Origin of the sequence: Colwellia sp. Bg11-28 (genome assembly GCF_002836245.1) — a bacterium.
Taxonomy (GTDB): Bacteria; Pseudomonadota; Gammaproteobacteria; order Enterobacterales; family Alteromonadaceae; genus Colwellia; species Colwellia psychrerythraea_A.
The window spans coordinates 1,359,487-1,384,711 of record NZ_PJBA01000018.1 but is presented as its reverse complement, the minus strand read 5'-3'; the positions used below and the strand labels follow the sequence as shown (position 1 = coordinate 1,384,711).

The window sequence follows — 25,225 nt, the reverse complement described above, 5'->3', positions numbered from 1 at the left end:
CCGCAATAACATCGATAAATATCCAAGCCCTTCAAGTAGTTTGGGCATAGTAATTAATAATAGCCATAGCTTCGAATCAGTAGCAATCAGGCCAAAACAGGGAATATCCATGAAAAAAATAATCACCACCGCTTCAGCCATACTGCTGTTACAAGCTTGTACAACATTTGACCCTTATACTGGGGAAAGCAAAACCAGCAAGACCGCTATTGGCGCAACAACGGGTGCCGGCCTAGCAGCAGTTGTGGCTTATATAAGCAATAAAGATGAAGACAGCAATACACGCAATAAACGCATTCTTGCAGCAGCAGCTGGTGGTGCGGCTATAGGTGGCGGTATTGGTTTTTATATGGATTCTCAAGAAGCTAAGTTACGTAAGCAACTGAGAGATAGTGGTGTAAGTATTCAACGTGAAGGTGACAAAATTAACCTGATCATGCCTGGCAACATCACTTTTGCTACTAGCAGCTCTAACATCAACACTAACTTTACTGGTGTATTAAATTCTGTTGCCTTAGTGCTTGAAGAATATAACAAAACACTTGTTGTTGTTTCTGGTCATACAGATTCTAGCGGTTCTGCTCAGTACAACCAAAAGCTATCTGAAGAACGTGCGGGCTCGGTAGCCAATTATTTACGTGGTCAAAAAATTCTTAGTGAGCGTTTAGAGGTAGTTGGTTTTGGTGAAGCACAGCCGGTAGCAGACAATCAATCAACTGGCGGTCGCGAACTTAACCGACGTGTTGAGATAACTTTATTACCTATTGCTGAGTCATAATAATGATTAAAACAATGAATATCGGTATTGTGGCTTTATCCGCTGTGTTATTGGCAGGGTGTCAGACTAGTAATGCTATTAAAAATGCTTCATCTGATGGCATGGCTAATATGTTTACTTGCGATAAAATTGAAACAACCTTTGACGCTTACGACAAAGACAAAAATTCATTCCCCGCATTACAACAAATTACTGACATGGTAGGTATTGATAGCAGTAGCTTCGATAGCTCAAATACTGCCAGTTATTTTGGTATGGTAAAAACAGGGGTTAATACTGCATTAATGCTGAAAGGTTGCGCTGCAATTTAATAGCGTTTTATAACCAGGGTGACCTTACCCTGGTTGCTTATTCAAAAGTTCTCCACTTTTGAATATACTGAAAAAAATAATACATACACTTCATACAACCTTTATTCTTCAAAACGCGAATTAATTATTAACTCTGTTGGTAAACAGTGTTAAATCTTTGAATGTAATTGATCTAATCCCTAATAGTTATTACCATCAATATTAATCTGTTAAGTCTAATTTATATGGATAAATTCATAATTAAGTAAATTTCAGGATATTAAATAAAAAGGAAATAAGATGAAAAATAAAGTTTTATTAAGTTTACTACTCTCAGCAATAGGTACTTATTCTGCAGGTGTTTCTGCCGACGAATGGAGTTATCAACTAGAGCCCTATTTAATGGTCACTTCTATTAAAGGTGATGCAACAATTGGTCGTACTAATACAGCTGATGTGGATGTTGATTTTGGAACCATATTAGATAACTTGGACGCTGCGGCTATGGTTCATTTTGAAGCTCATCATGACTCAGGTTGGGGGGTTATGTTTGATTATGGCTTTATGGATCTTGGTGGAGATAAAACCAATGACAATGGCAACTCTACTGATGTTAGTGTTCGACAAGGCGTACTTGAACTTCATGCCTTATACCGAAATAAATTGAATGATGGATTTATTGATTACTTTGCCGGTGTTAGGTGGTGGGATAACGATATAGACGTAACGCTTGATTTTGCAATTCGCCCTGAAAATAATTTTGAAAAAGAGGTTGAGGCTGATTGGATAGACCCTGTCGTTGGTGTTAGGTGGATAAAAAATATCGATGATAAGTGGACGTTTTTAGCTCAAGCAGATGTAGGCGGTTTTGGTCTTGGGTCTGACTTTACTTCTTCTGTTCAAAGTGGCGTTATGTACAAAATCAGTGATTTAATGACTTTAGATCTTAAATATAAAGCGACTTGGGTCGATTATGAAGAAGGTAGCGCAGGACAACAGGGATATTTTGGTTATGACACCGTGACTCATGGCACTGTGATTGGCCTAGCTTTTAATTTCTAACTGCAAACACGAGTCGTTGACTATCCTCCGCGTAGCTTGTGCTTAAAGCCTGAGCTACGCGAAATTAGTGCTTATCACTCAATAAAACCCTAATTAATTAGCCCGTTTATTTGATCTGGAAAATTTATATTTACCTTATGATTAATATTTATGTACTTTGTAAGTAAAACTGCCTAAAGTTATGAATCCTCTAATAAATTTTCGGCTAAACTCTCAAAATGAAACCTCGTCTTTTTAGATTGCTTTCTGTTCTATTCTTTACCAGTTTGTTCTTAAATGCGCCTATTTATGCGCAAGAACTTGAAACTAAAACAATTGAAGCTGAACCTATTGTTAAGAAGATTAACCGCACGGGCAAATTAACCTTTAAGCGAACGTTAAATTTATCTTTTAAAAGTAGTGGTTATCTCGAAGAACTTACTATTGATGAAGGTGATAGTTTTATTAAAGGCCAGTTATTAGCTCAGCTTGACAGCGAAGAACTTACCGCGGAAAAAAATGCTAGTTATGCACGTTTGTTACAAGCAAAACGTGAAATTAAGCGCATTAAAACGCTGCTAAGTAAAAAACTAAGCTCACAACAAGCATTAGATGACGCTATCACCTCAGTTGAAACCACACGTGCCCGCCATAAAATAGCCCAATACAATCTCACTAAAGCGCAGTTAATTGCACCTTTTGATGGTGTAGTACTCGCTCGATATACTGATTTAGGTGAACTGCAAAGCCCTAGCCAAAGCGCTTTAAAAATAGCCGCAGTAGAAAATAATTTAGTCGTTCGTGTCGCGTTAACTGCATCGGAAGTTAATCTAGTTAATTTACAGCAAAGAATAGATCTTAATTTAACGCAATATGGTTTAGTCACTGGCACTGTGAGTAAGGTTCCAGCTATTGCAGATCAACAAAGTCATTTATTTACTATTGAAGTTTTATTAGAAAATTTAAAAGTGAATCAAGTTGTTGTTGGACAATTAGTTCATGTATTAGCTGAAGTCATGACTGATACGTTTTCCTATCGATTACCGCTTGAGGCGCTAAATAGTGTTGATAGCCAAGGGAAAGCGTTAGTTATGGTGTTAGATACTAACGCAACAGAAACCAAAAATTATCGTCAGCAAGAGTTTTTGATTAAACAGCTCTCAAATGAATATATCTATTTATCTGCTCAACCAAGTTCTCCTCCCTTAACTATTGTCACGCGGGGCTGGCAACATCTAGCATTAATTGAAAATAAGCCGTAGATGAAGCTCAGTAAAGAGAAATAAGCAATGAAACTCCCTAGATTAGCGATAGATAATGCACAATTCACCTTAACAATATTTTTATTGTTGGTTTTAGTGGGTGTAGTGTCCTATTTGAATATGCCTCGCTCAGAAGACCCTCAGTTTGATTTACCGGTCACCTTAATTGAAGTGGTTTATCCTGGCGCTTCGCCCAGTGATATTGAAACTTTAGTGGTTGACCCACTTGAAAAAGAAATTGCTGATATTGAAAATATTAAAAAGATAGAAGCAAAAATCCATAATGGTGCGGTAAGGATTACCATAGATTTTCTTTATGGCACGGACGGTGAAACTGCGTTTAATAAAGTAAAACAGGCGGTATCTACCGTAAGACCTAGCTTACCTGCAGGTATCGCAGAGTTGTTGGTATTAAAAGCAACACCAAGCAGTGTTGCTATAATGCAGTTGGCTTTGTGGTCTGAGCCTACCAACTATAAAACGATGGAATTGCATGCCAAGTTATTGGAAAAACGACTAGAAACAATAGCCAGTGTACGTAAGGCAAGTATTTGGGGATATCCGCGGCAAATTGTTGCGATAGATATTAATTTACCCTTATTAAAATATTATGGCTTAGCGCTTACTGATATTACGCAAGTGCTTCAAGGACGAGCATTAAATATCACGCCTGGATTTGTAGATGCCAGCACACGACGTTTTAATGTAAAAGCCAGTGGTAACTTCACTCAATTAGTGGATATAGAAAATACTGTTATTAGCGATAACAATATGGTCAGTGCGAATGGTGTATTAAAAGTAAAAGATATTGCGGGCGTTACTTTTACTGATGCTGAGCCAAGTTATTTAGCTTATTTTGATGATATACCAGCGATATTTATTACGGTGGAGCAACGTGAAAAAACTAATATATTTGTTTTAACTGAGCAAATAAATCAAGAAGTTGAGCAGTTTAAAAATAGTTTACCTCGTGGTATTAAGCTGGAAAAATTATTTCAACAAGCGGACAGTGTTAATGTGCGTGTTAATGGATTTTTTGATAATTTAACGCAAGGCCTAGTTATAGTAGGTTTAATGGCTTTACTATTTTTGGGCATCAGAGAAGCCTTAGTGGTGATCCTCGCTATTCCGATTTCATTCTTGATGGCTATTGGTTGGCTTGATTTTAGTGGCTATGGCTTACAGCAAATGTCGATTGTTGGTTTAATTATTGCGCTGGGTTTGTTAGTTGATAACGCTATTGTGGTAACTGAGAGTGTTCATAGAGAAAGTAAGCTTGGTAAAGATATAAGGACTGCTGCAGCATCAGGCACCAGTAAAGTCGCTTGGGCAATTGCTAGTGGCACTATCACGACGATGTTAGCCTTTTTACCAATGCTGATGATTCAAAGTAATACCGGCGACTTTATTCGCTCAATGCCCGTAACTGTAGTGTTAGTATTATTTGCTTCGTTATTAGTGGCATTAACGTTAACACCACTTTTAGCCAGTAAATTACTTGTTGTTATTGAAAAAGACGATAAACCTAAAAAGATTAAAATTAAGACCCTGCAACACTACGCCAATAAATTTGCTGAAAAGAGCTATACCAATACGTTAACGATTTTAATGCGTAATAAAGCTGCCGTTATTGTTGTGAGTTTACTGATGTTAGTAGCTATGTTTTCTTTATTTGGGCAAGTAGGTGTAAGCTTATTTCCAAAAGCAGAAAAACCTATGTTATTAATTAATGTTACTACTCCTGCTAACTCATCTCTGGCATATACAGATAAAGTGCTACAGCAAGTTCGACTGCATGTTAAGCAGTATGATTTAGTTGATAAAGTAGCGCTAAATATTGGTAATTCAAATCCACGTATTTATTATAATGAGGTCCCAAAACGCGGCATGATTCGTTTTGGCCAAGCGTTATTGGTATTAAAGGATTATCAGGCTGATGAAGTCACCACGTTAGTAAAACGTTTACGTGATGATTTTAAAAATTGGCAGCAGGCTGAAATCACTGTTAAAGAGTTTACTCAAGGTCCGGTGACCGATCAGGTTATTGCTATTCGGTTGTTAAGCGAATCCTTAACTGACTTAGAGCACGTTGCCAATGATCTTTCGGCTAAAATGCGACAGTTATCAGGTATTGTAAATATTGATAACCCTATTGGCATGGCAAACACTGAGTTGGCGCTAACGATTGACTACCAGCAGGCAGCATTAAGTGGTGTGAGTGTTGAACGATTAGATAAAACCATTAGTACCATCTTATCAGGTACGACTGTTGGCCAGTTTAATGACGTTAACGGCGAAGATTATCCTATAATGATTCGTCAAAAAAATCCCAGTATTGATAGTTTGTCAGCCATTGAAATTAGCAATAATCAAAGGGTTTCAATTCCCCTTGAGCAACTCGCCACTATGGAGTTAAAAAAGGGTGACAGTGACTTTTTTCATTATCAGAAGTTACGTATGGCTAAAGTATCTGCCGATGTTGAAACCGGTTATTCAGTTGGCGAAATCACTAAACAATTGGTCAATTATCTTGAACAGTATGATCTACCTGCAGGTATGCATTTTACTTTAGGTGGAGAAGAAGAATCTCGACAGAAGACTTTTGCAGGTTTAACACAAGTTATGTTGATTACGGCGATGGGAATATTTGCAGTATTAGTGTTACAGTTTAAATCTATTTTACAGCCAATGATTATTTTTAGTTCAATCCCTTTTGCCATGGCAGGCTCTATCATAGGTTTGTATTTAACAGGGTTATCTTTTTCTATGATGGCTTTTGTAGGTTTGATTAGTCTGTTTGGTATTGTTGTCAACAATGCCATTATTTTGATTGATAGTACCAACGTTAATTTGCGTTTAGGCTTAGACAAGCATTCGGCAGTATTAAAGGCTAGTGCTGTTCGTTTTACGCCAATATTGTTAACCACACTAACGACCATAGGCGGTTTAATTCCATTAACATTATATGGTGGCAGTTTATGGCAACCACTCGGTGTGGTACTTATTTCTGGTTTATGTGTGTCAGCTATTTCAAGCTTTTTATTGGTACCTATTTTAACTGAACTCTTTACAGAGCGAGCGTCCGAAAATAGAGCTGACTAGGCTATTTCATGGCTAAATTAGGCCAATAAAACTAAGACATCATGATGAATTACTATATAATAATTTCTGTTACAACAAAGATGTCACCATAGTAATACCAACATTTTAGGATTTAGATAAATGGAAGTAATTGGCACCTCAGGTTATTTTTTAGCAGCCTGTGCTTATGCGGTTTTTATTTTATTACTTTTAGCTGCTCGTAATAAAACTTTAGCCGGTGGTTTAATGCTTTTAGCGGCATTATTAGTTTTTTCTTCCTCTCTTAGCGCAGCATTACAACCTAAACAAGGTTTTTCATTGCTTATCGTCATGGCAATAGAAACGTTTAAAGTTGCTGTTTGGTCCTTATTGATTATTTGTACTCAAGCAAATATCACGTCGGTTAAAGCACTAATTTCTCACCCCAAAGTTAAGCAATATCTGCAAATATTCAGTGGCTTATCTGTGCTTTGTTGGGGGGCTGCGCTATTTATGCCCGATAGTGTGAAATATCTGTTTTCATTGTTTTTATTACTTAACTTATGGTTACTCGTTTTACTTGAACAGCTATATCGAAATGCCGATGTTAAAGTTAAATGGGCCATTTGGTCTTTAATTATAGCCTTGGGCATGGCAACTGTTTTTGATTTTGTGCTGTTTGCGCAGGCGGCTATGGTTAACCAATTAGACTTTTCTTACTGGTATGCGCGTGGTTTTATTGCGGCCATAGGTATGCCATTAATATTGGTAAGTACTCGGCGTATTAAAGATTGGTCGGTAGATGTTTTTGTTTCCCGTGAAGTGGTCTTTTATAGCTCAATGTTACTGATTTCGGGTTTATACCTACTTTTATTGGCTATAGCGGGTTACGTAATTAATTTCTTTGGTGGAGCTTGGGGCGACGTTATCAGTATCGCGTTTATTATTTTAGGTGGTAGTGTTTTAGCGGCCTTATTAATAACTGAGAGGTTACGTAGAGAGGTTAAGGTATTCATTACTAAGCACTTTTTCGCTAATAAGTATGATTATCGAGTTGAGTGGCTCAAATCCATTGAACAGCTCGAAATCGGTGAAAATAATGATTGTTATCACACTGCAACTCACATTATGTGTTCATCGTTGAATATCCATCAAGGTGCATTAATCAAAAAACCCACCGTGGGTCATTATCAACCTCTCTATCAGCAAAATTTTCAACTCGAGCAAAGTGATTTACACTTTTTAGTTGCGGTTGAAGAATTCTGTCAACAACACGGTTGGATTATTGATATCAGAGAGTTGGCAATGGTTGAGGAAAGTTACCCTGGCTTAGCGTTGGATGCTAAAGCATGCGGACAAAAGAATATTGATATAATCATACCTATTTTTATGAATAAATCAGTTTACGGCTTTTTCTTGTTAGCACTGCCTGAAGAGCAAGGGGTATTGAATTGGGAAGATCGAGATTTACTTTTTTCTATCTCCAAACAACTCAGTAATTACTTATCACTTAATGAAGCTAATGAGAGCTTGGCTGAATCTAAGCAATTTGATGCTTTCAATCGCATGTCAGCTTTTTTAGTTCATGATTTAAAAAATATTCAAGCACAGCTGGCGTTAATTAATAGTAATGCCAAGCGCCATAGAGATAATCCCGACTTTATTGATGATGTTTTTGAAACCATAGAATCAGCAACGGGACGACTTGATAAAGTCTTAACACAGCTACGCAACAAGCAAGTGGTGGAATCAACTAAAAAAAGTACAGATGTACAAACGCTAATTCAGAGGGTAGTCAAACAGCGAAATGTGCAGTTACCACACATTAGTGCAAAGGTAGCTATTGATGACATGATTTCAATTGATGAAGAAACGTTTTCTTCAGTATTAAATCATCTATTACAGAACGCACAAGAAGCGACAAATGAAAGTGGCTGGGTTAAAATAAGCGCAGAAAGGATAAGCAACAACTTACACATTGCTATTGTTGATAATGGCTGTGGTATGTCGAGTCACTTTATTAAAGATCGCTTATTTAAACCCTTTGATACCACCAAAGGAAATGCTGGCATGGGTATTGGTGTTTATGAAGCTAAGCAATTTGTTGAGGGTATTGGTGGCGCTATGCAGGTAACTAGCTTCGAAGATGAAGGTAGTATTTTTACACTTATTATTCCTTGTAGTATCACTGATTAGAAAAGAATAAAAATAAAGGATATGGCATTGTTATGGAAAAGTTATTAATTGTTGATGACGATTTAGGCATACAAAAACAACTTAAATGGAGTTTAGCTGACTACGACGTAGTGCTTGCAGATACCCGCGAAAGTGCTATTGCTGCAGTGAGACGTCATGAGCCTAAAGTGGTTACGCTTGATTTAGGTCTGCCACCAGATGCAGCTAATGCTAGCGAAGGTTTAGCGGCACTAAAACAAATATTGGAAATTGCTCCCCATACTAAAGTGATTGTTATCACGGGTAATGATGACAGAAGTAATGCCCTAAAAGCTATCGAAATGGGCGCTTATGATTTTTATCAAAAACCGGTTGATGCTGATGTTATTAATGTCATCGTTTCTCGTGCTTTTAGCTTAGCAATGATAGAGACAGATAACCGTAGTATGAAGTCTATTGTAGGCTGTGATACTGGCATTATTGGTAGTAGTGAAAGTATTGATAGATTACGCATTATGGTGCAACGTATAGCTCCTACGGAGATTACAGCGTTGCTTCTAGGTGAAAGTGGTACTGGTAAAGAAGTTACGGCCAAAGCCATTCATAAAGTGAGTGATCGTAGTGATAAACCTTTTATTGCTATTAACTGTGCTTCAATTCCTGAAAACTTATTAGAGAGTGAGTTATTTGGCTTTGAAAAGGGGGCTTTTACTGGCGCTCATAAAACCACTTTAGGAAAAATAGAGTGTGCACAAGGCGGGACCTTATTTTTAGATGAAATAGGTGATATGCCTTATCATTTACAAGCAAAGTTATTACGCTTTTTACAAGAAAAAATAATAGAGCGCTTAGGTGGACGGAAAGAAATACCCGTTGATGTTCGTGTAATATGTGCGACAAACCAAAATCTTGAAGTAATGGTTTCAGAAAAAACATTCCGTGAAGATCTTTTTTATCGTATTACCGAGATTACTTTAAATATACCGCCATTACGTGATCGTGATGAAGATGTACTTATCCTAGCTAATTTCTTTTTACAGCAGTACGCTGTTGAATATAAGCGAAATGCTAAGTCCTTTGCGGACGATGCTTTATATGGATTAAGACACCATAAGTGGCCTGGCAATATTCGAGAGTTACAGAATAAAGTTAAATCGTCAGTGATTATGAGTACCAGTAATCAAGTAACTGCTTTTGATTTAGGTTTCTTCGATAAAGAAAATGCAGAGTATGAACTGTCACTAAATTTACGTGCTGTGCGTGAACAAGCCGAAACTATAGCTATTCAAAAAGCCTACGCGCTCACGGACGGAAATATGTCGAAGACGTCGGAATTATTAGGTATTACCAGACCGACGCTTTATTCATTGATTGAAAAATATCAGATTGCGATTAACGTTTAGAACTAAAAATTGTAATGCTGGTAGTTATTTACTATCAGCATTTTTACTTTGTAATTCAGCAAACTCGCGATTTTTTTGTTTTAAAAGCTTATCAATATAGCGTGTCATTTTAACTTTTTGCTGAATTGAGCTTTCTAGTATTTCTTCCACTTCACGTAATACATTTTTAATATTTTCAACATGTTCAGTTGAGTTTATGACTAATGGTTGATGTTTTGTATCACTTTCAAGAGCATTCCCACTCAGTGAGCCTGTAAGTTCAACAGACATTTCCTCGGCAACTTCATTGACGGCATTGCAATCAATATTCTCTAACTCCTCTAGAAAACCAAACAATAATAGACGGTCAACAAAGATGTTTATTTTTCTTGGTACGCCTAGCGTTTTTTCAAAAATAAGCTGAAACGCTTCATCTGAAAACAAGGCTTCTCTATTGCAGTTAGCTTGCGCTAACCTATGATTGATATAATTTTTTACTTCTTCGGTATTCAGTGGTTTTAGATGCGCAGAAGCAATAATACGTTGTCTAAATTGTTCCATATCTGGTGCCGATATAATTGCTTTTAACTCTTCTTGACCTAATAAAAAACTTTGTATAAGTGGTTTGTTATCAAGTTGAAAATTCGACAGCATTCTTAGCTCTTCTACCGTTTCAACAGGTAGGTTTTGAGCTTCATCAACTAACAATAAAGCGCGCTTACCTTGTTTATTCAAATTGATTAAGAACTTTTCTATACTTTGCAGGACATCAGCTTTGCTGTTACCTGTTACTGTAATTTTAAATTCAGCGGCAACGAGATCAAGTAGTTCATCAGGGGTTAGTTTTGTAGTAACTAATTGTGCTGCAACAATATTTTCATCGGCTATATTCGCCAATAAATTACGAGCTATCGTTGTTTTCCCAGTGCCAATAGGACCAGTAATAACAATAAATCCTTCGCCTTGATCTAAGCCATATTGCAAATAAGATAAAGCACGTTGATGGTGGTTGGTTGCAAAGAAGAAACGTGGATCTGGGCTTAACTGAAAAGGTCGTTCACTAAAACCATAGTAACTTTCATACATGTTAGAAATCTTTTGTTAAATTAATGGAAGCGCGTGCTTCGGTGTAAGTGTAACGCTCAAAAGTTGATTCTCGATCAAGATATTGTAGCGTTAAAAAAGCATTGAGTGATGATGCCAGGCTTCTATTGTAAGTTGTTGATACTGTTTTATAAATATCTTTTTGTCTTGGGCCGTCAGGATTGTTTTTATCAAAAATGTTTTTTCTGTAACTAACATAGGCTGTAATGTCACTTCTAGCACTCATACGACGAGTAGCAGTAATACGGCCATCGAGGTAATTATCAATGGTGCCAGTATCTAAACTTTCTCTATCACGGTTAGATAAGTCTAGTGTAAAAGTAGTGCGTGCTAAAGTTAACCGAGATGTCCATGCTAAACGTTTATTTAATGAATATACATTATCTTCGGGTTCAAGGGAGCTGACGGGTACACTTATAAAGTCAGTGGTGTCGCTAGGTGTCTCGCCCACCGGTAAACAATCATCTGGGCCGATGGCATTAATTGGACACCAGACCTCACTATTTATTAACTGAAAGTTATTACGATCATAAGCCTCAATGGTTTCATGGTAAGAAATAGTATTGGTTAGTCGTCGAGTTCGGTGAGAAAAATCTAAATTATAAGAATCTCCAAAAAAGCGCTTAGAGTATCCTGCCTTTAGAGATGTTCGTGACGATGGTTGCCAATCTATATCTGCTGCAACATAATCGTCACTCGCTGCTGAGTCATCTCTAATATAGTTGTACGATACATCAATAATTAAATGTTTAGCGGCTTGATAACGAAATCCTGGTCCCCACGAGGGAATTGAATCAGGATTACTACCCGCTAAAGTGCCGGTGACTCTTTCATTATATACACGAATAAACGGATTTAGTTTATAAGGTGTTATAGCACCGATCTTGGTTTCTACTTGGTGATTTTCACTAGTAAAACCGTTATTCTCTTGATTGGCAAAAGAACCGGTTAATTCCCAAAAGACATAACGGGCAGCATTACCATTTTCACTATTTATTAGTGCAGTGTAGCCATTAATTTCGCCTATATCATCTTCAGTGTCCACTATGGAGTACATTAGGGAAGAGGATAGATAATAATCGCTGTTAGCCGTGTTAAATTGCAATCCAGCAGAATGATTACGTTGCTGGACAGTATCACCACTCACTAAATCAGCTAAACTATTGTTGCTATCGTTTTGACTAACGTTAGTTATTGCTGAGCTGGCAACAACTTGCAGTTTGTCTTGCCAAATTGAGTATGAAGCATCAGCCCGTAAAGTCTGATAATCATCATTAAGTTCACTATTATGGCTATAACCGGCAAGGGTTTCCGTGCCGGCAAATGAGAACTGTAATTTTCTAGAGCTATAAATCGCATCAGCACCAATAATGAATTGACTCACTAGACTCGATTGTTTGTCTTGTTGATTCAGCTCTACATTATTAGTAAATGTTTCGGTTAGCCCTAAACTTGGATTAAATTGCCAATCACCAGCAAAAGAGCTGACTGAAAAAAGTAAGCTCGCGATTGCAAAAAAATGTAATCTTAGTTGAAGTTTACTGGTTTTTTCTGCCATAGCCATATCCATAATAGCCATATACATCCTTTTTAGATCTAATGGTTTTGTTCATTACTAAGCCCAAAGCAATGTCACTATTTAGCTGACTTACCGCTGTTTTAACATCATCCGTTTTAGTTTTTGATTCTTCCACAACAACAAGTGCTTGACCAACAAGATCAGATAACACAGGAGTCTCTGTCACACCAATAATGGGTGGGCAATCAAAAATAACGATTCTATCTGGGTAGCGCTCAGCTAATTCTTTAGCTAAGCTCTCCATGCGCTCACTTGCTAATAATTCATTAGTTAAATGATGTGGTTTACCTGCTGGAACTAACTTTAAATTATCGATGTTAGTACTGTAAATTATATCGGATAACGATGACACTTCAGAGAGTAGGTACTCAAGTAGGCCTTTTTTGCTCTCAAATTCTAACTCTCTATGCAAGCTAGGTCTCAATACATCGGCATCTACCAAGAGTACTGTTTTATTCTGCTCAAGGGCGATACTCAATGCTAAATTAATGGCAACATAAGTTTTCCCTTCATTAGGATGAGAACTGGTTACCATAATTAAGTTGCTGTTATGTAGTGTTTTTGACGCTAGACCAAAAGCATTGTTCAGTAGCTTTCGCTTAATATGGCGAAATTCTTCTTGAATATGATGAGCACTGTCAGGGCTATAAATAAATCCACGTTCATTTAACCTGTCACCATTTAATATTATTTTGTCTTTATTACTGCTTGCTTTCTTTGCTGCTGCAGGCACCGAAGCACTACTTATTTCTTGAATATTACTATCGGCTTTAACTTCATACTCAGAACAATTGTCGACTTTTTCATGCTGAGCTAATTTTTGTTTAGCCAAGGCTTTTTCAATGGTACTCATGGCTAAAAGATCCTTTTTAATGGTACTTGAATAATGTTAGGAAATACAAAGTAACTAACAAATAACAATAACAAGCAGAGTAATAACAAGTTAGAGCCTATAAAAATGAAGGTTTTCTTTTGATGCCATCGTTGTAAACCTAAGTTTTCATTGGCAGAGATAACACCAAATATAGGTACGCCAGTAATTTTAGATAATTGAGCTGTAGAGGTTGCAACAGGGTTCAATTGACTCATTAACAATGACAAACCAATACCAACACCAAATCCTAACAGAGTAACGACACCAAATAAAATAAAGCGTTTTGGCCCTGAAGGTTTAGTTGCTTTACGAGGAGGGTCAATGACTCGAAACTGAATTTTATCAGTAGTTTCATCAGCTTGTTGAGCGAGTTGTGCAGTTTCTTTACGTGATAACAACTCTTCGTATTTAGATTTAGTAATCCCATATCCACGGTTTAGTGCAATTAACTCAGCCTCAATCTCTGGTAAAGTATGCACTCTGTTTTCAAGTTCGATAATACGTTGGCGGTAATTGTCAGCTCTAACATTAAGTGATGCAATCAAGTTCTCCAGTTGATTAACTTGAATTTGTACTTCTTGAATAACAGGGTTAGCGCTTAACCGCTTTAAACTGCCCGTATTTTCATTATTTTGTGCGAGGTATTTTTCAATCTCAGCGCTACGTGATTTATTCAAATGCTCTAAATTTCGGCTGATTTCGATTACATCTGGATGTTTGTCGGTATAACGAAGCTTTAAATTATCCAGTTGAACTTCTAATTCATTTATACGGTCATCATAAGTGGTTCGTATTGAACTTTCACTTTCAATTTTATTATCACTACCGTTATCAGCTACTACTGATTGGGCTAGTTGCTTTTTAGCTGAATCAAGACGAGTTTTATTCTCTAAAAGGTCTAATTCAATAGCTTTTAATTTTTCTTTGTTACCATTAAGTTTTGCATAATAACCACCTGATTGATCAGGTAAAATACCACTATACTTTTGTTTAAAACTTGTCAGTCTGGCTTCGGAATTTGAAAGGCGGTTTTCATAATCTTTGATTTGAGTATTTAAAAACTTTTGTGCGCTATCTGAATCGCTTCGAGTCTCGCCTAAAGTATTTTCAATGAAAACTGTCAGCGCTGAGCGAACAATGTTTTTCGCCATTTCTGGATTTTTATCTTCGATGCTCAAGGTATAAATGTTTTCGCGGCCAACACCTGATATTTTAATATTATCTTTTAGGTTTTTGATTATTGCTTCATATTGGGCACTATTGCTCGCTTGCACATCTAAATCTGTCATACGCGAAATACGTTCTAAATTAGGACGGCTTAATAGGGTTTTTACCATTAGACGAATTTGCGTATTTGGATTCGTTTCAACCGTTAAACCTTTTAGTAAAGGTCGTAATAAAGATTGAGTATCAACATATACCCGGGCTTCTGATTGATAAACATTTGGCATAGCAGCGACAAAATACCAACCAATAGGGCAAATAAGCCAAGTTGCTATGATGATATAACGACGTTTTAACCAAATTCCTTTTAGATAATCAATTATCTCTTCAAATATATCTTGCATTACTACCCTTTAATTGTGCGCTGAATTATGATGTATTAAGCTTTTAGTCTGTTAAAACCAAGCTTCAGGGATAATGATAATATCGCCTGGTAGCATATCAACATTAGCACTTATCTCTCCATCTCTAAGTAACTGATCTATCATTACTTGGTATTGATTTTGTGCACCATTTTCAATACGTATTAATACTGCATCGTTTCCATCAGCAAATTCGGTTAAACCGCCAACTTGAATCATAACATCGAGCAAGGTCATATGCTGAGTATAATTAATGGCTCGTGGCTGTGCCGCCTCACCAATAACACGAATTTGCTCACTAAAAGGACCCACAAAATTTTCAACGGTGACCGTAACGATGGGATCTCGTAGATATGTTGCTAAAATCTCTTCAATTGAGCGGGCTAATTCAGTAGGCGTTTTACCACTGACTTCGATATCTTCAACTAAGGAGGTAGTAATCATGCCATCTGGGCGTACTATAAACGAGCCTGAAACTTCAGGGTTACGCCAAACGAAAATACTAAGCACATCGCCCGAGCCGATTAAATATTTATAAGTATTTATATCGGCTGTATTAGAGGGGTGCAAAGTTGCACTAGGTAACGTATTGTGTGAGCTACAGCCTGAAAGAAAAGTTGCTAGTAATAGCAGACCTACTTTTAATGTGCTGGCAAAGCGATTATCCATAATTTACACCTTTTTAAATACAATTTGATTTGAAAAACGATGTGTAATTGTATGGTATTTTATTGTCTTTTAGCAATGTAAATTAACATGTGTAAATTAATCGTTAACTTTAGTGCGTTTTTTGTTAGAATCAGCGCTGTTTTTTGTCGGTAGAAAATTGCTATTTATTTGCAAATCTTAATTAAAGGAAACCTAGCCAGTTATGTCTAGTTCGAAATTTCGTGATTTATCAGCAGGTACTAAATCTTTAATTATTGTAGAACAAATTTTATTTGTTGGTGCTTTGATGTTAGCTGTTCATTTGAACGGAGAATATCATATTGTTGATTTTCTTGTGGTATCTGATGGTTTCTTATTACTCTATGCAGTTATCTTTGCGCTACTTAATCAATTAAGTGCCTTAGCGTTAGGTTTGTACAACTCAAAACTGAGAGAAAGTTTTCGAGGTATATTCCGTCGCATGTTGATGTGTGTTTCTGTTGGGTTCTGTGCAACAACACTTATCAATCCTTTTTATGGGGTTTATCATTTACCTATAGAATTATTGGCTATTGCCTCTTCACTTAGTGTTTTTCTCGTCAGCTCTTTTCGCTATTTTACCTTTAAAATAGATTTCTTTGGTTTTGGCAAACGTAATATTTTGGTATTAGGTTCTGGCCAACGAGCATCAATTATAGAAAGACGTATGCGACGCGATGTTGATAGGCAAGATTTTACGGTACATGGTTTTGTTATCATGGAAGGTGATTCATCTGATGGGATTCAGCGCGAAACGCGCATTAAGTTAAATGAATCATTAGTTGAATACACTTTGGCTCATGATATTGATGAGATAGTGGTCGCTAATGATGAACGTCGTAATAACTTACCTGTAGATGAGCTGTTTGCTTGCAAGATCCGCGGAATTGAAATAATAGATATATTAGATTTCATTGAGCGTGAAACAGGACAAATAGCCGTTAACCTTATTTATCCTAGCTGGGTTATTTATTCTAATGGCTTCGCCTCTAATAATTATTTACGTAATACCTTAGATTGGATTTTTAATGCGGGAATGGCACTGATCTTGTTATTACTTACTTGGCCTGTGATGCTTATTACTGCGTTGTGTATGAAGATTACCGAAGGTTTTAATGCACCAATATTTTATAAGCAAGAGCGTGTAGGCTTAGATGGCGAACCGTTTAATATGATCAAATTTCGTAGTATGCGTTTAGATGCGGAAAAGCACGGCGCCCAAATGGCAAGCGAAAACGATAACCGTATTACCAAAGTAGGTCAGTATTTACGTAAATATCGTATTGATGAACTGCCACAAATTTGGAATGTTTTGCATGGCAGTATGGGCTTTGTTGGCCCAAGGCCGGAGCGACCTCAATTTGTGCAAAGCCTTATCAAGAATATCCCTTATTATAACGAACGTCATAATGTTAAACCGGGTTTAACCGGTTGGGCGCAATTAAAATATCCTTACGGCGCTACTGAGGCTGACTCTTTAGAAAAGCTGAAATATGATTTGTACTATATTAAGCATCGTAGCTTTCTCTTAGACATATTAATCTTAATTCGAACGGTTGAGATTGTGTTGTTTGGTAAAGGACGTTAATGATAATGCAAGCGGTAGATAAAGTGAGTCCATTACCTGGAAAACAGGCGCTTACGGTAGATGTTGAAGATTATTTCCATGTCTCAGCCTTTGAAAAGGCGATCGATAAAGCTGATTGGAATAACCTTGAATTACGTGTTGAAGCAAATACTTATCGATTATTAGAATTGTTTGAACAAAAACAGGCTAAATGCACCTTTTTTACTTTAGGTTGGGTAGCAGAACGTTGCCCTAATTTAATTAAAGCAATCGTTGATCAAGGACATGAATTAGCGAGCCATGGTTTTGCTCACCAACGTGCGACTGAAATGACTCCAGAGCAATTTCTAGCCGATGTGAGTAAAAGCAAACACGTACTTGAAGATACTTCCGGACAAGCCATTATTGGTTATCGGGCACCAAGTTTTTCTATTAACGATAGTAATACTTGGGTGTATGAGACTTTAGCTGAACTGGGTTTTGAGTACAGTTCGAGCACTTATCCTATTGAACATGATTTATACGGAGTGCCTAACTGGCCACGTTTTAAATATCAAAGAGCTGAAGGTATTATTGAGATACCGGTACCGACAGTTAGAAAAAATGAACGTAATACGGGTATTGGTGGTGGTGGCTATTTTCGCCTCTATCCTTATTGGTTGTCTAAAAGACGCATTGATAATTACTTAAATACAGAGCAACAGCCTTATAGTTTTTATTTTCATCCATGGGAAATCGATCCTGAGCAGCCTCGAGTTGCAGGTGCTTCGATAAAATCTAAACTTCGTCATTATTTAAACTTATCTCGTATGGAAGGTAAGGTTGAACGTTTATTAGAAGATTACCAGTGGGACACGATGAAAAGTGTTTACTTGAATAAGAAGTAAGCACAAAACAGTTATAGTGCGACTGTGGTGAACTCACCTTAAGTTAAATATAAAGAGAATGGACACTTGAATAATATTTCTATTACTAATGATGCAATTAAACAACTCTCATCATCTGAATTTTCGACGTGGGATGACTATGTTAAAAATCATCAACAGGGTAGCTTCTTCCACTTAAGTGGTTGGCAGCAAGTCATATCAAAAAGTTTTAATCATGATTGCTATTTTTTGTTTATAGAGCTTGATGGTAATATTGCCGGTGTTTTACCTTTAGTAGAGGTGAAAAGTAAGTTATTTGGTCATGCACTTATTTCAACGCCTTTTTGTGTTTATGGCGGGGCTATTGCTGATACTCCTGAATTAGTTCGTCAATTAGAACAAGAAGCCTGTTTATTAGCTGAAAAGCTATCTGTTGATTATTTAGAACTACGTTATCAAGAAAAGCAAGAATCAAAGTTACTCTTAAAGCAAGCACACAGTGCTTTTGGCTGTGAATTGGCTGAAGACAATGAGAAAATCCTCGCGTCAATTAAGAAAAAGCAACGTGCTGTTATTCGACACTCTTTTAAAAATGAGCTTAACTTTTCGCTTGAGCCAGGTAATAAGAACTTACAAGATTTTTATCATTTATTGTCAACAAGTTACCGTAATTTAGGCACGCCAATTTTTAGTAAAGACTACTTTAATAATCTGGTAGATGTTTTCGGCGATAATATTGATATTGCTGTTATTAAAAGTAAAGATAACCAATTATCAAGTGCGGTAATGAATTTTTACTTCAACGAGCAAGTATTACCTTATTATGGTGGCGGTAATGATAGTGCCCGTGGCCTTAAAAGTGCTGACTATATGTATTACCAAGTAATGTGCAGCGCCAGTGAAAAAGGCTATCGTTGGTATGATTTTGGCCGTAGTAAAAACGATAGTGGTCCTTATAAATATAAGAAAAACTGGGGTATGGAACCTAAGTCACTCTATTATTATTACCATCTAGTCAACGCAACTGAATTACCAAACCTTAGTCCTAATAACCCGAAATACAAATTATTCATTGAGTTGTGGCAAAAATTACCACTAAAAGTTAGTCAAATAGTTGGTCCATTTTTATCTAAATTCCTAGGATAAGCCAATGAGTTATTCAAATGAACAGCTCAGTGCTAGAAAAGAAGAAAATAGTATTCAGAAAGAGCCGTTGCTGTTCTTGTGTCACCGAATTCCTTTTCCGCCGAATAAAGGCGATAAAATTCGTTCGTTTAATATATTGAAAAAACTGAGTGAACGATACGAGGTTCATTTAGGATGTTTTATCGATGATCCATTCGATAAACAATATGTTTCAGGTTTGCAAAAATACAGCGCTTCTATTTTTCATCTAGATCAGCATAAAACACTCTCAAAAATTAAAGGCTTAACAGGTTTTTTAACTAATAAGCCTATTACGTTACCGTATTATTTCGATAAACGAATGCAGCAATGGACTCATCGAGTCATTGCTCAGCATAAGATCTGTAAAGTATTTGTTTATAGCTCTTCAATGGCACAATACGTTCAAGAGAAAAATACGCAGACTAATCAGTTTTCCTCACTGGAGCGTATCATTGATTTTGTTGATATTGATTCCGATAAATGGCGTCAATATGCGATGAAAAAGACTGGTTTAGCCAATTGGTTTTTTAATCGCGAGTATCGTCTGTTAGCACAAGTTGAAAATGATATTTGTGCTGAATTTGACCATAGCTTGTTTGTTTCTCCTGATGAAGCGCAGTTATTTAGTGAGCGACAAGCCTTAGAGCTGAAAGATAAGGTGCATGGGTTATTAAATGGCGTCGATATACACTTTTTTGACCCGAAAAAACAATTTGAACAGGAAGCGCTTGTACCAAATCAACCGTTCATTGCTTTTACGGGGGCAATGGATTATTGGGCTAATGTTGATGCGGTATTATGGTTTACGGAACATGTTTGGCCATTAGTCTTAGCCAAAAATCCCGAAGCGGTCTTTTGTATTGTAGGCGGTAACCCAAGTAGCGATGTTATCTCTTTAGCAAAACAGCAAGGTGTTCTAGTGACTGGCCGTGTACATGATGTTCGTCCTTTTATTAATCAAGCAAAGTGTGTTGTAGCACCATTGCAAATAGCACGTGGTATTCAAAATAAAGTACTTGAAGCAATGTCGTTGAATAAAGCGATAGTTGTGACACCAATGGCGATGGAAGGCATTAATGCAGATGCTAATGAAGCTGTAGTGATTACTGATAATATTGAAGAGTATGCACAAGCTTGTTTAGTATTTTTAGCAAATAAAGAGATATCAAAATTTACGAGTAGAGAGTGGATCATTGAGCAGTTTACTTGGCCACAAACCTTGGAACCATTATTAGGTTTTTTTACTAAAAAGGATGACAGTAATGGTAGCAACTAGTGAAGTAGAGCGAAAGGTTTCATCTTGCCTAGCCATAACCGATAAACGGCTATGGCTAATGTTTTCTGTGTTAATACTCGCTTGGGTTGTAGTTTATCAAGATGCTTTACGTGCCATGGAAACTATTTGGTCTACATCAGATACCTTTGCCCATGGGTATTTCATTTTGCCTATTAGTTTGTGGCTAATATGGCGAGACAAAGAAAACTTTTTACAAAGTAGAGTAAAACCAAGCTTGCTAGCACTGCCTTTATTAGTTGCTTCTTTGTTTGTGTGGTTATTTGCCTATTCGGCAGATATTAACGTTTTAGGGCAACTCTCTGCAGTAACTTCATTAGTTTTATTAATATGGTTAGTGATAGGTAATAAATTAGCTTGGCGTTATAAGTTCCCTTTAATGTATTTGTTTTTTGCTGTGCCTATGGGGGAAAACCTCATACCATTGTTGCAAGATGTTACTGCTTGGTTCACTGTTTTTTTTCTTAAGCTTAATGGTATTCCTGTTTATGTTGACGGTTTATATATTCAAATACCCACAGGTATGTTTGAAGTCGCGGTAGCTTGTTCTGGCATCCGATATTTAATTGCCTCAGTCGCTGTAGGCACCTTATTTAGTTATTTAACGTATGACAAAACTTATAAAAAGATATTGTTTGTAATATTTGCGCTTACGTTACCTATTTTGGCTAATGGTATTCGTGCTTATGGCATTGTTGCTATTGCTTATTACTCAGACATGAAATATGCCACTGGCGCAGATCATCTTATTTATGGTTGGTTGTTTTTTGGTTTAGTGATCATGTTGATGTTTTGGATTGGCGGATTTTTTGCCGATAAGGTACAGGTAACAAAACGTTCTGATAGAAAATTGTTGGGCGCTGCAGCTCAAATGAACGTTTCGAAGCATACTTTAATACCGCTGTTGAGTTTGCCATTGTTGATGTTAACTTTTTTTGTATTAAAGTCTATTCCGAGCGTTAATTTAAAAGAGCATAACATCACAGCAGAGGCCACTTCATCGTGGGGCATTAACTTTGAGGATGCCTACGAAAAAGCCTATCAAAGAAACGAACAAGGCATTGAGGTATTTCAAGCTATATATGGCAATAAGCAAAATAAGGGCGAGTTAATTGTTTGGCAAAATGTTACTCATGATTATGATCGCTGGACGATTGTCGACAAGAAACAATTAGTGCTTAATAATAAACCTGTCATGTTAGTACATTTGCGCACTATTGATGGCCAACCCAGAAGTTACTTGTATCAGTATAAAGTAGGTGACTTTTACACTGTCAGTGATAATCAAGCGAAATTGATGCAGGCATGGAATAGTCTATCTCGCCAGTCTGACTTTAGTGAAATGCGCGCTATTTCATTGGCAGGAGTGAGTGATTTAACTAAGGTAGAAAGCGATTTAGTCCAAGCTTTTAATCAGTATGAGTTTAAAGGGGAGATGAGTGAGTAATAAGACGATAGTCGTTCATTTAATCTACCGTTTAGATATTGGTGGCTTAGAGCGAGTTATGCTTAATTGTATTAATCAAATGGAAGATGAAAATTTTAAACATATTATTATTTCATTAACCGATGCTAATCATTTTTCTCAGTCAGAAAATAACCCAATTGACATTTATTGTTTAGGTAAAAAGCAAGGCAGTGATTTAGGCATTCACTTTAAGCTTTATAAGCTTTTAAAAAAAATAAAGCCCGCGATTTTGCATACCTATAATCTAGCGACAATTGAATATCACCCAATTGCTTGGCTTGCAGGAGTTAAAGGCCATCTTCATGCTGAACATGGTCGTGATATTGGCGATCCGCAAGGCTTGAATAAAAAACATAATCTATTACGAAAACTCATGGCTATCTTTATTCATCGATACGTCAGTGTAAGTGAAGACTTACATCAATGGTCGATAAACACTGTCGGTATACCAGCAAAGAAAGCCTTACTTATTCAAAATGGTATTAACACAGAGCGTTTTAATGCGCCAAAAACTGTGAGCGAACAACTGCGATTTGCTATTGTTGCTCGTATTTCACCAGTAAAAGATCACCTTAACTTACTAAAAGCCTTTGTATTGCTAAATAAAGAGATAGGTAATGAAAAAATGCCTCAACTTGCTATTGTTGGTGATGGTGAACAACGTGAAAAATTAGAACAGTATTGTGATGAAAATGGGTTAGATACTGTGAAGTTTCTTGGTGCTCGTGATGATATAGCGCAAATATTATCGCAAACCGATGTTTTTGTTTTATCTTCTATTGCAGAAGGTATCCCTATGACTATTTTGGAAGCTATGTCGGCAAAAACACCGATTGTAGCAACACGAGTGGGTGGTATTCCCGAAGTGGTCGAAGAGGCTAAAGAAGGGTTTTTAGTTGATAAGAGCGATTCAGCTGCTTTAGCACAAGGTTTATTGCACTATATAAATCAACCCGAATTAATTCTTGAACACGGTGAAAATGCTCGTGCCAAAGTATTGAAAAATTTTAATGAAAAACACATGGTGCAGGCTTATTTACAGCAATATAAAGCACTAGTTAAAGGATAATAATAGAATGTGCGGTATAACGGGTTTTATACATTTTTCAGCAGCGAATACAGCCGATAGCTCGTTAAGTAGTTCAGTTAACGACTCAGTGGTAGACCAAAAATTATTATCACAAATGAACCAAGCGCAATTTCATCGAGGGCCTGATGAGGGCGGTGAGTATCTTGATGAGCATGTGGCTTTAGGGCATAGACGTTTATCAATCATTGATTTATCCTCAGGTCAGCAGCCTATGGCAAGTGATGACGGTGAATATGTCCTGATTTTTAATGGTGAGGTTTACAACTTCAAAGAAATACGCGTAGAGCTTGAAGCATTGGGTCATATTTTTCATAGTCATAGTGATACTGAAGTTATTCTACATGCTTATATGCAATGGGGTCCTGCTTGTGTTGATAAATTACAAGGCATGTTCACTTTTGCTATTTGGCATAAAACACAGCAAAGTTTGTTTATTTCACGCGATCGTTTAGGTATTAAACCGTTATTCTATGCCATGATTGATGGCACACTTTACTTCGCCTCTGAGCTGAAAAGTATTACATTGATACCAGGTTTGAGTAAAAAAATTGATGCTAAAGCCATTGAGCAATATTTTGCTCTGGGTTACGCAGCTGAACCGCACACTATTTATCAAGAAGTCGCTAAATTACCCCCAGGACATAATTTAACGATCAACGTTGGCGATAAAGCCCCTAAAATCGAACAATACTGGGATGTTAGTTACGCTGAGCAAGTAGAAATGGCTGAAGAAGACTACCTTGAAGCTATGGTTGATCAATTTAAGAGCGCAGTAGATAGTCATATGAATGCTGATGTCCCATTAGGCTCTTTCTTATCTGGTGGTGTTGACTCAAGTGCCGTTGTTGCCATGATGTCGCAGCTTTCGAATGAGAAATCAGACGGTACAGCAACTGATACAACAAATAAGCCAGTCACAACCTGTTCCATTGGCTTTGACGTAAAAGATTACAATGAAACTGATTTTGCCCGGATGGTCGCCAAAGATTATAAGACCGATCACCATGAACAAATAGTTGCTAGCGATGACTTTGAACTCGTTGATTTATTAGCTGGCTTATATGATGAACCTTACGCTGATAGTTCTGCCATGCCAACCTATCGAGTATGCCAGTTAGCACGCGAGAAGGTCACCGTGTGTTTATCGGGTGATGGCGCCGATGAGCTATTAGCGGGCTACCGTCGTTATGGTTTAATGATGAACGAAGAAAAAGTGCGTTCAATCTTACCTTATTCGGTTCGAAAACCATTATTTGGTACACTGGGTAAGTTATACCCTAAGCTTGATTGGGCACCACAATTTTTACGTGCTAAAACAACGTTCCAATCGCTAGCAATGGATACTGCGGAGGGATATTTCCATGGTGTATCTCTGCTTAACGATGCACAACGTAAAGCATTATTTTCAAATGAGTTATACCAAGAGCTGAAAGGCTACACCGCACTTGAAGTCTTTAGAGAGCACCAAGAAAATTTTGATGGTAATGACCCGTTATCTCTCATTCAATACTTAGACATTAAAACCTATTTGGTCGGTGATATTTTAACAAAAGTTGACCGTGCTAGTATGGCGCACAGTCTAGAGGTTCGAGTGCCATTTTTAGACCATAAGTTTGTTGAATGGACAGCAAAAATACCAACATCTCTAAAAATTAAAAACGGCTGTGGTAAATACATATTGAAAAAAGCCATGGAACCGCATCTACCGCACGATGTGCTTTATCGAAAGAAAATGGGCTTTAGAGTGCCATTATCTGATTGGTTTAGAGGACCCTTAAAACAGAAGTTACGTGATGCATTATTAAGCGAAGAAATGAAAAACAGTGGTTTATTTAAGATGAAAACGATTGAAAAATGGTTAGATGACCATCAATCAGGTCGGAAAGAATATAGTGCTCCGCTATGGACATTGTTGATGTTTGCTTCTTTTTACAAACAAGCTGAAGAAGCATAAA

General features: G+C 37.0%; 19 protein-coding genes. 14 read left to right on the top strand and 5 right to left on the bottom strand.

The genetic code is table 11. The annotated features are described in order from the left end of the window. Nucleotides 1-109: 109 nt before the first annotated feature. The 7 genes from CXF79_RS23070 to prsR all read left to right on the top strand — a co-directional run bounded on the left by CXF79_RS23070 (nt 110) and on the right by prsR (nt 10,009). Entirely contained in the window at nt 110-778 is a 669-nt protein-coding gene (locus CXF79_RS23070) for an OmpA family protein (RefSeq protein ID WP_101158164.1), read from the top strand. Nucleotides 779-780: 2 nt separating this feature from the next. Further along, nucleotides 781-1,089 (top strand): hypothetical protein, encoded by a 309-nt coding sequence (locus CXF79_RS23065; protein ID WP_101158162.1) that lies wholly within the window; start codon nt 781-783, stop codon nt 1,087-1,089. Between the two features lie 279 nt (nt 1,090-1,368). Further along, nucleotides 1,369-2,130 (top strand): hypothetical protein, encoded by a 762-nt coding sequence (locus CXF79_RS23060; RefSeq protein WP_101158160.1) that lies wholly within the window; start codon nt 1,369-1,371, stop codon nt 2,128-2,130. 218 nt (nt 2,131-2,348) lie between these two features. Continuing rightward, on the top strand, nt 2,349-3,371 hold the full coding sequence (locus CXF79_RS23055) for an efflux RND transporter periplasmic adaptor subunit (RefSeq protein ID WP_101158158.1): 1,023 nt from the start codon (nt 2,349-2,351) through the stop codon (nt 3,369-3,371). A gap of 27 nt (nt 3,372-3,398) precedes the next feature. Beyond that, nucleotides 3,399-6,473: an efflux RND transporter permease subunit gene (locus CXF79_RS23050; RefSeq protein WP_101158156.1), complete on the top strand. Its 3,075-nt coding sequence runs from the start codon at nt 3,399-3,401 to the stop codon at nt 6,471-6,473. A gap of 120 nt (nt 6,474-6,593) precedes the next feature. Continuing rightward, nucleotides 6,594-8,627 carry an XrtA/PEP-CTERM system histidine kinase PrsK gene (gene prsK / locus CXF79_RS23045; protein ID WP_101158154.1) on the top strand — a complete coding sequence of 678 codons (2,034 nt, stop codon included), beginning with the start codon at nt 6,594-6,596 and terminating at the stop codon, nt 8,625-8,627. A 32-nt stretch (nt 8,628-8,659) separates the two neighbouring features. Next, nucleotides 8,660-10,009, top strand: a complete 1,350-nt coding sequence (gene prsR, locus CXF79_RS23040; protein ID WP_101158152.1) for a PEP-CTERM-box response regulator transcription factor — start codon at nt 8,660-8,662, stop codon at nt 10,007-10,009. A gap of 24 nt (nt 10,010-10,033) precedes the next feature. On the opposite strand, the gene CXF79_RS23035 is transcribed toward prsR, so the two are convergent. The 5 genes from CXF79_RS23035 to CXF79_RS23015 are packed head-to-tail and all read right to left on the bottom strand — an operon-like array spanning nt 10,034 to nt 15,800. Next, on the bottom strand, nt 10,034-11,074 hold the full coding sequence (locus CXF79_RS23035; RefSeq protein ID WP_101158150.1) for an XrtA/PEP-CTERM system-associated ATPase: 1,041 nt from the start codon (nt 11,072-11,074) through the stop codon (nt 10,034-10,036). Nucleotide 11,075: 1 nt separating this feature from the next. After that, complete coding sequence (locus tag CXF79_RS23030; protein ID WP_101158148.1) at nt 11,076-12,671, bottom strand: TIGR03016 family PEP-CTERM system-associated outer membrane protein; 1,596 nt, start codon at nt 12,669-12,671, stop codon at nt 11,076-11,078. After that, on the bottom strand, nt 12,631-13,524 hold the full coding sequence (locus tag CXF79_RS23025) for an XrtA-associated tyrosine autokinase (RefSeq protein ID WP_101158146.1): 894 nt from the start codon (nt 13,522-13,524) through the stop codon (nt 12,631-12,633). The genes CXF79_RS23030 and CXF79_RS23025 overlap by 41 nt, the downstream gene beginning before the upstream one ends. Nucleotides 13,525-13,526: 2 nt before the next feature. Then, entirely contained in the window at nt 13,527-15,113 is a 1,587-nt protein-coding gene (locus CXF79_RS23020; protein WP_101158144.1) for an XrtA system polysaccharide chain length determinant, read from the bottom strand. Between the two features lie 51 nt (nt 15,114-15,164). Next, complete coding sequence (locus tag CXF79_RS23015) at nt 15,165-15,800, bottom strand: XrtA/PEP-CTERM system exopolysaccharide export protein (protein WP_101158142.1); 636 nt, start codon at nt 15,798-15,800, stop codon at nt 15,165-15,167. A gap of 202 nt (nt 15,801-16,002) precedes the next feature. Here CXF79_RS23015 and CXF79_RS23010 point away from each other — a divergent pair, with 202 nt between their 5' ends. The 7 genes from CXF79_RS23010 (at nt 16,003) to CXF79_RS22980 (ending at nt 25,224) form a co-directional block, all read left to right on the top strand. After that, nucleotides 16,003-17,406: a TIGR03013 family XrtA/PEP-CTERM system glycosyltransferase gene (locus tag CXF79_RS23010; protein WP_101158141.1), complete on the top strand. Its 1,404-nt coding sequence runs from the start codon at nt 16,003-16,005 to the stop codon at nt 17,404-17,406. Further along, entirely contained in the window at nt 17,406-18,272 is an 867-nt protein-coding gene (locus CXF79_RS23005; protein WP_442871904.1) for an XrtA system polysaccharide deacetylase, read from the top strand. Before CXF79_RS23010 ends, CXF79_RS23005 begins: the two co-directional genes overlap by 1 nt. Before the next feature lie 66 nt (nt 18,273-18,338). After that, the gene (locus tag CXF79_RS23000) at nt 18,339-19,397 is read left to right on the top strand and encodes a FemAB family XrtA/PEP-CTERM system-associated protein (RefSeq protein ID WP_232769294.1); all 1,059 of its coding nucleotides are present in this window, start codon (nt 18,339-18,341) and stop codon (nt 19,395-19,397) included. A gap of 4 nt (nt 19,398-19,401) precedes the next feature. Beyond that, nucleotides 19,402-20,694, top strand: a complete 1,293-nt coding sequence (locus tag CXF79_RS22995; protein ID WP_101158140.1) for a TIGR03087 family PEP-CTERM/XrtA system glycosyltransferase — start codon at nt 19,402-19,404, stop codon at nt 20,692-20,694. Beyond that, on the top strand, nt 20,681-22,159 hold the full coding sequence (xrtA, locus tag CXF79_RS22990; protein ID WP_198560111.1) for an exosortase A: 1,479 nt from the start codon (nt 20,681-20,683) through the stop codon (nt 22,157-22,159). Before CXF79_RS22995 ends, xrtA begins: the two co-directional genes overlap by 14 nt. After that, nucleotides 22,152-23,249, top strand: a complete 1,098-nt coding sequence (locus CXF79_RS22985) for a TIGR03088 family PEP-CTERM/XrtA system glycosyltransferase (RefSeq protein WP_101158138.1) — start codon at nt 22,152-22,154, stop codon at nt 23,247-23,249. The genes xrtA and CXF79_RS22985 overlap by 8 nt, the downstream gene beginning before the upstream one ends. A gap of 7 nt (nt 23,250-23,256) precedes the next feature. Then, a complete protein-coding gene (locus CXF79_RS22980; protein ID WP_101158137.1) occupies nt 23,257-25,224 on the top strand; it encodes an XrtA/PEP-CTERM system amidotransferase in 1,968 nt (655 codons plus the stop codon). The last annotated feature ends 1 nt before the right edge of the window (nt 25,225 follow it).